Annotated in this window: 10 protein-coding genes and 1 pseudogene; 6 read left to right on the top strand and 5 right to left on the bottom strand. The window is 61.6% G+C overall.

Going from position 1 to position 11461, the window contains the following annotated elements:
• On the bottom strand, positions 1–1255 hold a 1255-nt coding region (locus tag G1E_RS29575; RefSeq protein ID WP_256220448.1), incomplete at its 3' end, for a ComEC/Rec2 family competence protein.
• Between the two features lie 142 nt (positions 1256–1397).
• Here G1E_RS29575 and G1E_RS15745 point away from each other — a divergent pair.
• Positions 1398–1904: pseudogene (locus G1E_RS15745) on the top strand (DUF2062 domain-containing protein); the annotation flags it as partial.
• 9 nt (positions 1905–1913) lie between these two features.
• Here the strand turns inward: G1E_RS15745 and G1E_RS15740 are convergent.
• From G1E_RS15740 to G1E_RS15730, 3 genes are all read right to left on the bottom strand, one after another.
• Entirely contained in the window at positions 1914–2693 is a 780-nt protein-coding gene (locus G1E_RS15740; RefSeq protein ID WP_009681883.1) for an ABC transporter permease, read from the bottom strand.
• A complete protein-coding gene (locus tag G1E_RS15735; RefSeq protein WP_009681882.1) occupies positions 2690–3622 on the bottom strand; it encodes an ABC transporter ATP-binding protein in 933 nt (310 codons plus the stop codon). The genes G1E_RS15740 and G1E_RS15735 overlap by 4 nt, the downstream gene beginning before the upstream one ends.
• A 146-nt stretch (positions 3623–3768) precedes the next feature.
• Complete coding sequence (locus G1E_RS15730; protein WP_009681881.1) at positions 3769–4392, bottom strand: glutathione S-transferase; 624 nt, start codon at positions 4390–4392, stop codon at positions 3769–3771.
• A 286-nt stretch (positions 4393–4678) separates the two neighbouring features.
• On the opposite strand from G1E_RS15730, the gene G1E_RS15725 reads away from it, so the two are divergent.
• Positions 4679–7126, top strand: a complete 2448-nt coding sequence (locus tag G1E_RS15725; RefSeq protein ID WP_009681880.1) for an acyl-CoA dehydrogenase — start codon at positions 4679–4681, stop codon at positions 7124–7126.
• Positions 7127–7204: 78 nt separating this feature from the next.
• A complete protein-coding gene (locus G1E_RS15720; RefSeq protein WP_009681879.1) occupies positions 7205–7615 on the top strand; it encodes a PA2817 family protein in 411 nt (136 codons plus the stop codon).
• Positions 7616–7627: 12 nt separating this feature from the next.
• On the opposite strand, the gene G1E_RS15715 is transcribed toward G1E_RS15720, so the two are convergent.
• Positions 7628–9163 carry a hypothetical protein gene (locus tag G1E_RS15715; protein ID WP_009681878.1) on the bottom strand — a complete coding sequence of 512 codons (1536 nt, stop codon included), beginning with the start codon at positions 9161–9163 and terminating at the stop codon, positions 7628–7630.
• A 267-nt stretch (positions 9164–9430) separates the two neighbouring features.
• Here G1E_RS15715 and G1E_RS15710 point away from each other — a divergent pair, with 267 nt between their 5' ends.
• The 3 genes from G1E_RS15710 (at position 9431) to G1E_RS15700 (ending at position 11383) form a co-directional block, all read left to right on the top strand.
• On the top strand, positions 9431–9976 hold the full coding sequence (locus G1E_RS15710; RefSeq protein ID WP_009681877.1) for a fimbrial protein: 546 nt from the start codon (positions 9431–9433) through the stop codon (positions 9974–9976).
• A 65-nt stretch (positions 9977–10041) separates the two neighbouring features.
• Positions 10042–10767: a molecular chaperone gene (locus G1E_RS15705; protein WP_009681876.1), complete on the top strand. Its 726-nt coding sequence runs from the start codon at positions 10042–10044 to the stop codon at positions 10765–10767.
• Between the two features lie 76 nt (positions 10768–10843).
• The gene (locus G1E_RS15700; protein WP_033690123.1) at positions 10844–11383 is read left to right on the top strand and encodes a fimbrial protein; all 540 of its coding nucleotides are present in this window, start codon (positions 10844–10846) and stop codon (positions 11381–11383) included.
• The last annotated feature ends 78 nt before the right edge of the window (positions 11384–11461 follow it).

The following is an 11461-nucleotide window of genomic DNA, read 5'->3' as shown; positions in this document are numbered from 1 at the left end:
CCAGCCACAACAAGGCCTCCCCAGCCCCACCCAACGGCAACAACAAGGTACCCAGCAAGGCCAACGGCAGTACCGCCAGGCTCACCCATGGCACCGCCACCAGGTTGGCCAGCGGCGCACTCAGGCTCACCGGCAAGCCCACGGCCAGCAGCACCGGCAACAAACCGATGGCAATCACCCACTGCGCCCGCGTCCAGGCCTGCCATGGCCGCCATGCCCCCAGGCGGGCGCTGAAGCAAAACACCAGCGTGGCCACGGCGCCGAACGACAGCCAGAAGCCCGGAAGCAGCGCCGCCAGCGGCTCGACCAGCAACACGACCACCAGCGCCAGCAACAGTGGCAGGAACGCCCCCAGGTGCCGAAAACGCAGCCGCCAGAGCAACACCACGGCCAGCATCAGGCAGGCACGCTGTACCGGCACCCCCGCGCCGGCCAGCCAGCCGTAGGCCAGTGCCGCACCCATGGCCAGCGCGCACGCCGGGGGCAGCCACGGCAGCCGTGCGGGCCACAGCCCCCAGCGGGCCAACCCGGCGACCAGGCCATAGAGCAAACCGGCAACCAGGCCAATGTGCTGGCCGGAAATGACCAACAAGTGCACCGTGCCGGTGGCCTGCAACGTCTGCCAATCTTCCCGCGCCAGGCCGGCCCCGTCGCCGAGCACCAGGGCCACCAGCGCGGCCTGCCGGCCGTTGGCATCGACCGCCAGCAAGCGCTGGCGCAGCGAGTCCCGCCACCCATAGCTGGCCGGCGCCAGCAGCTGCCCCGCCTTCACCGTACCGGTAGCGCCGACCCGCCGGGCCAGTAACTGCGCTTCACGGTCCGGCCCATGCGGGTTCAACAACCCGGCGGGGCGCTGCAAGGTCACCGCCAGCCGCCACTGCTCGCCGGCCCGTACCGGCGGCCCGTCGAACCAGCTGACTTGCAGGCGTTGTGGCAGTTCGGCACGGCGCGAACGGGCGGCCTCCAGCTCGAAACGCACACCGTGCGCAGTGCGCGCCGGCAAGCCGACCACCCGCCCCTCCAGCCACAAGGTGCGGCCATCCAAAGCGGCCGCTAGCCGGTCATCCAGGGCCTGCTGGGCAGACCAGCTGGCCCAGCACAGCCCCAACAGAAAACAGCCCAATGGCCAACCGCGGGTGAACAGGCAGACGCCAGCGCAAGCCGCCAGCACCCACAACCACCCGTCCGGTAGCAATGCAGGAAGAAAGCCCAGGCACAGCAGCCCGAGCGCAAGCGCCAACATCCCTGTGCGCATGAGGTAGAGCTCCAGAAGCCAAATCACCTTCTGAGGCATAGCCCAATTGCCGGCACGGCTTGCTCAACAATTGTCACAAACTCTGAACGAGGCTGAGCGGGAATAAGGGCATACTGCCCGGGTCAACGCTCCGGGAGCCTACATGCCGCGCCGACTTTTCAAACGCTACATGCCGGACCCGACCAGTATTCGGGAACACAAGTCCTTACGCTTTTTCGGCAAGTTGCTGCACGACCCGAACCTCTGGCACCTGAACCGCCATTCGGTGGCGCGGGCCATGGGCGTTGGCCTGTTCGCGGCACTGATCCCGATGCCGGCGCAGATGCTGCTGGCCGCCGCGCTGGCCATTCCGGTACGCGGCAACCTGCCGATCGCGGTCAGCCTGGTGTGGTTGACCAACCCACTGACGATGCCGCCGGTGTTCTTCGTCACCTACATGACCGGCGCCTGGCTGATGCAGGTACCACCGCGCACATTGCCTGACGAACTGACCTTCGAGTGGATCACCGACCAGCTGTCGACACTGTGGCAACCCTTCCTGCTCGGCTCGGTGGTGTGCGGCGTGGTGCTGGGCATTCTTGGCTACTTCGGCACCATGCTGTACTGGCGCTGGTGGGTGGGCCGGCAGTGGCGGCGGCGCCAATGCCGGTGCAAGGCCTCAGGCGCGCATGCCGCGGCCACTGACCAGCAGGCGCACACACAGCAGGTAGAGCACCGCGGTGGCCACCAGCATGAAGGTGATCGCCGTACCGATGCTGATATCCGACACCCCTAGGATGCCGTAGCGGAACGAGTTGACCATGTGCAGCACCGGGTTGGCCAGCGACACGGTCTGCCAGAATGGCGGCAGCAGGTTGATCGAATAGAACACCCCGCCCAGGTAAGTCAGTGGCGTCAGCACGAAGGTCGGGATGATCGAAATGTCATCGAAGTTGCGCGCGAACACCGCGTTGACGAAGCCCAACAGCGAGAAGATGGTCGCGGTCAGCAGCACCACGGCCACGGTCACGCCCAGGTGGTGCACCTGCAGGTCGGTGAAGAACATCGACAGGATGGTCACGATCACCCCCACCGCCAGGCCACGCAACACGCCGCCCAGCACATAGCCGACGAGAATGATGTGCGGCGATACCGGCGACACCATCAGTTCTTCGATCGAGCGCTGGAACTTGCTGCCGAAGAAGCTCGACACCACGTTGCCATAAGAGTTGGTGATCACCGACATCATGATCAGCCCGGGCACGATGTACTGCATGTAGGTGAAACCACCCATGTCACCGATCTGCCGGCCGATCAGGTTACCGAAAATCACGAAGTACAGGACCATGGTGATCGCGGGCGGCAGCAGGGTCTGCGGCCAGATGCGCAGAAAACGCCGCACTTCACGGTAGACGATGGTGTTCAGGGCGACCCAGTTGGTACGCAGTTCCACACTCATACGGCCACCTTCGACAGGTTTTTTTCCACCAGGGACACGAACAGCTCCTCGAGTCGGTTGGTCTTGTTGCGCAGGCTTTGCACTTCGATGTTCTGCAGGGCCAGCTGGCCGAACAGCGCGGTAATGCCGATGTCCTTGTCCACCTGCACTTCCAGCGTGTGCGGGGTCAGCAGCCGGCAAGGATAGCCTTGCAACACCGGCGCCGTGGCCAGGTCCTGCTTGAGGTCGAGGACGAAGGTTTCGACGTGCAGCTTGCCCAGCAACTGGCGCATGCTGGTGTTCTCGACGATGGTGCCGTGGTCGATGATGCCGATGTTACGGCACAGCTGCTCAGCCTCTTCCAGGTAATGGGTGGTGAGGATGATGGTGATGCCCTTCTGGTTCAGCTCGGTGAGAAAGCTCCACATCGACCGGCGCAGCTCGATGTCCACCCCGGCGGTGGGTTCGTCCAGGATCAGCAGGCGCGGCTCGTGAATCAGCGCGCGGGCAATCATCAGGCGGCGCTTCATGCCACCAGACAACGAACGCGACTGCACGTCGCGCTTGTCCCACAGGCCCAGCTGGGTCAGGTATTGCTCGGCGCGCTCCTTGGCCAGTTTGGGCGGGATACCGTAGTAGCCGGCCTGGGTCACCACGATATCGAAGGTTTTCTCGAACTGGTTGAAGTTGAATTCCTGCGGCACCACGCCCAGGCAGCGCTTGAGCGCGGCGGGCTCGCGGTCCAGGTCATGGCCGAACACGTTGACCGTGCCGCTGGTCTTGTTCACCAGCGTGGACAGGATGCCGATGGTGGTGGACTTGCCGGCGCCGTTGGGGCCGAGCAAGGCGAAGAAATCACCTTCGGCAACGTCCAGGTCGATGCCCTTGAGGGCCTGGAAGCCGTTGCCGTAGGTTTTGGTGAGCTGTCGGATGGACAGGGCAGAACTCATAGCGGGTCACTTACCGAAGAATAAGGTGCAGGACACGCCAGATAACGTCACTGGCGCAGTGAGTGCGGCCAATGGTGCAAGGCCTGGCCGCACAAGTACAGTCATGTGTATTGATAGTGACTATCGAAACAGCCGTGGTGTTCGATTCAGGTCAGTGCCGTCATCACCGCAGCCTGGTAGGCCGGGCGTGCCTTGAGGCGTGCGTACCAGGCTTCCAGATGCTGCATGGCCGGGCGCTCGATGGGCAGCTCGAACCAGGCGTAGGCGAAGCACCCCAGTGGGATGTCGCCCATGCCGATCTGGTCACCGGAAAGATACGGCTGCTGGGCCAGGGCAGCATCGGCCATCGCCAGCAGCTCGGCACAGCGCTTGTGCGCAGCGTTGATCGCCACCCAGTCGCGCTGGTCTTCCGGGGTACGCAGCAGGCCCCAGAACAGTGGGCGGAAGGGGGTTGCCAAGGCTGAGGTGGTCCAGTCCATCCACTTGTCGGCCAGGGCGCGCTGGCGCGGGTCTTCCAGGTACCAGCCTTGCTCGGCGCCGTACTCGGCGCACAGGTAGCGGACGATGGCGTTGGATTCCCACAGGATCAGGTCGCCGTCCTCCAGCAGGGGCACCAGGCCGTTGGGGTTGCGCCCGCGGTAGTGCGGCTCGTTGACCACGCCGAAAGCGCCGCCGGCGTCGATGGACGCGAAGTCCAGGCCCAGTTCGTGGGCAATCCACAGCGCCTTGCGCACATTGCTCGAATTCTTGCGGCCCCAGATCTTCAGCATGGCAACGTCCTTATGAATGTGGAGGGCTGCACAGTCTACTCCAGAGTTTTCTCGCCTGTACCGGCCTCTTCGCGGGCGCGCCCGCTCCCACAGGTGTCTCACCCGTCTCGAACCCTGTGATATCCCTGTGGGAGCGGGCGTGCCCTCGAAGAGGCCGGCACAGGCTGAAAATATCCTGAAACTCCCACCGCCACACCCTGTCACTGTTCTGACCCTGCCGTTCACGGCGTTACGTCTAAGCTGTCTGGGACGGTTCAAGCTCCCCTGGTTCCAAGGAGGACCGATTATGTTGCTGTTATGGTTGGTAGTGCTGGTGATCGGCGCGGCATACCTCACGCACCGGCGCCTGGCGCCCCTGCAGATTCTCGGCATCGTGGCGGCCTACGTCCTGCTGATGAGCATTTTCAGCAGCGCCCCCGGCTGGCTGCTGGCGCTGATCTGGATCGTGCTGGCGTTCAAGGTGGCCGTGGTGGCGCTGCCCGACTGGCGCCGCAGGGTATTTACCGGCCGGGTGTTCAGCTGGTTCCAGCGCACCCTGCCGCCCATGTCGCAAACCGAGCGCGAAGCGATCGACGCAGGCACCGTCTGGTGGGACGGCGAACTGTTCAGCGGCCGCCCCGACTGGCGCACCCTGCTCGCCTACCCGGCACCGACGCTGACCGAGGAGGAACAGGCCTTCATCGACGGCCCCACCGAAGCGCTCTGCGCAATGGTCAGCGACTGGCAGATCGGCCAGGACCTGGACCTGCCGCCCGAAGCGTGGGCGCATATCAAGTCGAACGGTTTCTTTGCCCTGATCATCCCCAAGGAATATGGCGGTAAAGGTTTCTCCGCCTATGCCCACTCCCAGGTGGCGATGAAGCTGGCCACCCGCAGCGGCGACCTGGCCTCGACCGTGATGGTGCCCAACTCCCTGGGGCCCGCTGAGTTGCTGCTGCACTACGGCACCGATGAGCAACGCAACCACTACCTGCCGCGCCTGGCCCGTGGCGAAGAAATCCCTTGCTTCGCCCTCACCGGCCCACTGGCCGGCTCCGACGCTGGCGCCATGCCCGACACCGGCGTCATCTGCAAAGGCCAATGGCAAGGCGAAGAAGTGCTCGGCCTGCGCCTGAACTGGGAAAAGCGCTATATCACCCTCGGCCCGGTCGCGACCCTGCTGGGCCTGGCCTTCAAGGCCTACGACCCGGACCATTTGCTGGGCGAGCAGGAAGAACTGGGCATCAGCCTGGCCCTGATCCCTACCGACACCCCCGGCGTCGAAATCGGCAAGCGCCACCTGCCGCTGGGCGCTGCCTTCATGAACGGCCCCAACAGCGGCAAGGACGTGTTCGTGCCGCTGAGCTTCCTGATCGGTGGCCAGGCCATGCTCGGCAAAGGCTGGATGATGCTGATGAACTGCCTGTCGGTGGGCCGCTCGATTTCCCTACCCGCCGTCGGCACGGGGGCGGCCAAGTACACCAGCCTGGTCACCGGCCAGTACGCCACTATCCGTGAACAGTTCAACGTGCCGCTTGCCGCGTTCGAGGGCATCCAGGAATCCCTGGCACGCATCGGCGGCAACGCCTGGCTGATGGACAGCGCCCGCCTGCTCACCGCCAAGGCCGTGGACCTGGGGGAAAAGCCCTCGGTGCTGTCGGCGATTCTCAAGTACCACCTCACCGAGCGCGGCCGTGAATGCATCCAGCATGCCATGGACGTGCACGGCGGCAAGGGCATCATCATGGGCCCGAACAACTACCTGGGCCGGAACTGGCAGGGGGCGCCGATCTTCATCACCGTCGAGGGCGCCAATATCCTCTCGCGCAACCTGATGATCTTCGGCCAGGGCGCCATCCGTTGCCACCCGTTCGTGCTCAAGGAAATGGCCCTGGCAAGCCGTGAAGACCGCGACCAGGCCCTGAAGGAATTCGACGACCTGCTGATGAAGCACATCATGTTCGCTGCCGGCAACGCGGCAAGCACACTCGTGTTCAACCTTGGGCTGGGTCGATTGGAGAATGTGCCCGGTGATGCCTTGAGCCAAGGCTACTTCCGCGCCCTCAACCGCCAGGCATCAGCCTTTGCTCTGCTGGCCGACCTGTCGATGATGCTACTGGGCGGCGCGCTCAAACGTCGCGAACGCCTAAGCGCGCGGCTGGGCGACGTCCTGAGCTACCTGTACTTGGCCAGCGCCGCGCTCAAGCGCTATCACGACCTCGGCTCACCCCAGCACATGCAGCCCCTGCTGCGCTGGGCCATGGAAGAAAGCCTGGGCCAGGCGGAAACAGCCCTGGATCGGCTGCTGGACAATTTACCCAACCGCTTCATTGGCTGCGCCCTGCGCGTGCTTGTGTTCCCCTTTGGCCGTCGTCACACCGGGCCCAGCGATGAACTGGACGCCGAAGTGGCAGCGCTGATTGGGCGTAGCAAAGGTGACCCGGCGCTGGAAGAGCTGCTTTCCGGTTGCTTCAGGCCAAAAACCGATGGAGATCCAGTGGCGGCGCTGCAACGGGCCTGCGAGTTGCTGGAGGAAGCTGCACCCTTGCACAAGGCGCTGCATCAGGCGATCAAGGGTGGCAAGATACAGCCGACCCCTGGGCAATCGGCAATTGATGCAGCGGTACAGGCCGGTGCGCTTCAGCCAGGTGAAGGCCTACAGCTGCATGAGGCTGAAAAAGCCCGCAGAACCGTGATTGATGTGGACGCGTTCGACAAAGCGCAGTTGCTGCCCGAGCACGGCAAGGTACGCTGAAACCAGGGGCCGTTTTGCGGCCCCCTCCCTACCGGCGTATACTCCGCGCCCGTTTGACCTACCTCGAGGACCATGCCCATGGCCACCCCCCACCTGCAATACCACCTGCAACTGCTGAACCACCTGCGCACCATCTTGGTGGCCCTGGGTGACGCCGAGCAGGTATCGGAGGAAAGCCACGCCCTGTTCCTGGAGCGCTTCGACGAACTCCTGACCCTACTGCCGCAGGACCCACTGCAAAGTCAGTATCTGGGCCAGGACCTGACCTGTCAGGTGATCCAGCGTTACCCACAGATCGCTCATCTGGTACCCCGCGATTTGCTGTGGTTTTTCGGTGGTGACTGCCTGCATTTCATGCCTGACGAAGAGTTGGACCTGTACCAGCAACTCGAGGAGCGTCGCTACGAAGCCGAGCGCAACGACGAGCCGTTCGACTGGCACCACGAAAAGCAGCTGCTGGCCCAGTCACCTCCATCGACACACCACTGACCGGGCCATTGCTCAACGCGAGTAGTAGTCGACCAGCGTGTCGATATCGAGCATCGGCATTGCAACGATCGTCAGCCCCCAGCGCCATTCATTCACATTGGAGGTGTCCACCCCCACGACGACAGAGTAAGGGCTCGGGTCGTTCACATCCGGCCTGAAAACGCCTGCAGTAACTGACCCATTGCCCGCAACTACCTGCCACGATACCTGCGCGTCCGCAACCGCTGTTTCCTCTAGATCGCAGTTGAAGTAAAACAGTAAAAGTTTGAGGCCGAGGGCGTACTTGGCAACCCGGATAAAGTGCGTGGGGTGTACCCAGCGAATTACAAACGTAGCATAGGCCTCTTGCCAGATGTCTGTTACCTTGATGATATCTGTGGCGGTCGGGACAGCCAGGGTCGCGCGGTAGGCGGCAGGTATGAACGTGTCCCCGCCCGTATTGAAGCGCACCGCCGGTGGCAGTGATTGCGGCGGTTTGTAGTAGTGCTTGCCGTTCTGCAGCAGCAACTCTCCATGCAGTGTGCCCTCCCCGCTCCAGACCGGCTGCGCTCCTGCCGACATCAGCTGGAGCTCTTCCAGGTCACCTCCACGGTCGCAAAAACTAATCAGTGGGGAGCACTTCAGTGCCTGCGCCTGGGAAGTGACTTTGGTTTGCGCCGTCTCAGAGCCAGAAAGAGCGTATACGGCAAAATAAAAATTTCCCGGCGGTATGTACCCTCCCAAGGTCCACTTCATTGACCAGCTGGGCGCGAACAGGCCAACTACCCAGTCTTTGTCCACTGGCGGCAGCTGGGTCAGGGTGATTGGGAATGCCCCGACCTCAAAGGCGATTGCGACGTCTTCGGATGCTGGCACCAGAATTGGATCTGATCGGGCGGCTACCTGACCCGGCCCGTTGAAGACGTTGATCCGCATTGGTGACTCGCCATATTCGAAATAAACCCATACGTCGTCAAGCGCAACAGAAACTGGCTTTGACAAGGACGCGATCTTCATGCGCTTCAAGGGCTCGAAGTGCTGCTTGAACCGGTCGGCGCTCAATCGGTCATTTGCTATCACGTAAGTGGCAGGTTGCTCCCAGTGCACCACCGCCTCACTGCCTTTCCATTTATGGTATTCGATATGGCTGCTGTTGAGACCGAGGGTCACCTCAAGTACCTTGCCCGCGCTGCCGTCCGACTGCTCGATTCTCACAGCCTGGCGCGCATTCATGCCAATAGGTGTATTCAACGATAGCCGCAGGTCGGTCAGCAGGTTCTTGTCCAGTTTCAATGTTCGCCTTGACGTATCGAACTGCAACTTTGGGTAACCCAGATGCACCAAGCTCAGCTCCCAAGTCGTTCTGTTCATCTCGCGCTCGGAAACCACCAACTCACCCCCGTCCACATCGTGACCAATGAGTGTATGGCGCTTTGCCCATAAACCGTTCAGCTGCGTTTTATCGTTAAGGGCATAGAGGAGCAATATCGCAGGCTCTGCGGCAGCCGATGGGTCCGAGGCTGCTTTTGCCACAAGCTTATTGCCATCTTTGTCTTTCTGGGTGCTCATGTTCCCACTCCCATCAACAAAGCATTGATATGCCCATAATCACGCAGCATTGAAAACTGGCATTTTTACCAGTTGTCGTGCGGTAAGAAGCGACCCAATCTTGAAGCAGAATCACGCATTAGGCTTTTACCAGGCGCCAATCAGTATTTTCCTACATGCGACCATTATCAAACGACCTAATCTTTTCTCCCCCTGCCGTCAAGTTGTTCGGCAGAAATCCAGAGGCCGAAATGCCCTGCCTACAACGGGTCCACAGTGGAGTACAACATGAAGAAGAAGCTTATCCCGCTTGCCATCTTGCTTGGCCTTGCCAGCAATGCAGCATTCGCCAATACCGGCTCGATCAATTTCTACGGCCAGGTGCACGCCGGTACTTGTCCGATCGAACTCATCGACCCGTCGACCGGCCTGCCGCTATCGCGTATCAACATGGGCAACGTCAGCGTTTCGCAGTTCGCAGCCATAGGCGATGAAGCTGCATCGCGGGCCTTCGGCATGCGCGTCACCCCAGGTAATGGCTGCGTCGTAACCCCTAGCACCAGTGCCCAGGTGACCTTCACTGCCGCCTATGGCGGTGCCGGTACTGGTGGTGCGCTGTATGCACTGGAGCCAGGCGGGGCAGCCGACCTAGCCTTGATCATCAAGGACAACGCCGGTACACCGATAAACAACGGCTCGCCTTCCAAGGATTACCCATTGGACGACACGAACCCCACCACGATGATTTTCTCTGCGGCCTATAAGTCCATTGGCACCGGGGTCACCGCCGGCACCGCCAATACCGATGTGCAATTTCTTGTCGACATCCCATGAGAAAGCACCTCAGGCGAACTGACGTCGCCTGAGGTGTCTTCATACCATTCAAAAGGTATCGCCAGATGAAGATTCACCTGCGCCGCCTTGCCTTGGGTATTTGCTTCGCGAGCATGATGCAGACCGCTCAGGCAGCGCTAACCGTCAATACCACGCGAATCGTGTTCGACAGCGACAACAGCAGCACCTCTGTAGTGATCGCCAACCCCAGCCCCCGCCCCTATGCGGTGCAAACCTGGGTCAACACCGCGAAGGACGACACCGATACAGCCGTCCCTCTGGCGACTTCGCCAGGGTTGTTCCGCCTGGACCCCGGCAAGGAGCAAATGGTGCAGATCAGCCGCCTGCCCAACAAGTTGCCCAAGGATCGGGAAACGCTGTTCTACCTCAATGTTCAGGAGATCCCCGAAGCAACGCCGGGGGATGTCAACGTACTCAATATTGCACTGCGCACGCGCCTGAAGCTTTTCTATCGCCCCAAGGAATTGAAAGACCGGCCCGCAGAGCGCATCGGTGAGCTGGAGTGGTCCGTGCGCCAACGCGCTGGGCGTGTCGAACTCGTGGTACACAACCCAACGCCCTACCATTACACATTCGGCCGCCTGGAAGTCAGCAGTGCAGGCAAAACAGAGGCAATCCAGGCCATGGCCATGGCGCGGCCATTTGATCTGCAGGTTTATGACCTGACCCAAATCAAAACGCTCACTGGCTTGCAACTGACCTTTACCACCATCAATGACTACGGGGTCGCCACCACGCCGATGCAAAAAGCACTGTCGAGCCTGCCCTGAGCCCCCTTGTGTCACCTCCAATCGAGCCCTTTGGGCTCGTTTGCTATTCCGACTTACCTGTAACAGGACAGCTTATATGAAGCCCTTAGTCGTAGCCTTTGGACTGGCAATATCCAGCCAACAAGCGCTTGCAAACACGGGTTCAATCAACTTCTTTGGTCAGGTCCACAGCGGGACCTGTGCAGTTGAAATCATCGACCCTTCAACCGGCCTGCCCGCCAGCAGGATCTACATGGGCGAAGTATCCACTGCCCAGTTCAAGCAGCCAGATGATGAGGCCGCAAACCGCGCCTTCGGTTTGCGCCTTACCCCCGGAGGCGGCTGCATACTGCTCCCCGGTGCCAATGCCAGCGTAACCTTCACCGGAAGTTACGGCGGCGCCGGCGCCAGCGGCACGTTGTACGCCCTGGAGCCAGGTGGCGCCACGGGGTTGGCCTTGATCATCAAGGACAATGTGGGTACACCGGTAGACAATGGAATCGCCTCCAAGCGATATCCCCTGCATGACAGCAAACCTACTGACATGTTGTTTTCTGCGGCTTACAAAGCGATCGATACACAGGTAACCGCTGGTTCCGCCAACAGTGATGTGCAGTTCACGGTGGCCATACCGTAAGGGTTGAAAAATCGGGCCTCACGGCCCGATGCCGGTCAGCTAAGCCTTGGTGGCAGCCATGGGGCTGCTTTGCAGCCC

This window comes from Pseudomonas sp. TJI-51, assembly GCF_000190455.2.
In the GTDB taxonomy this organism is placed as follows: Bacteria; Pseudomonadota; Gammaproteobacteria; order Pseudomonadales; family Pseudomonadaceae; genus Aquipseudomonas; species Aquipseudomonas juntendi.
This window is presented reverse-complemented; position numbering and strand designations above follow the sequence as displayed.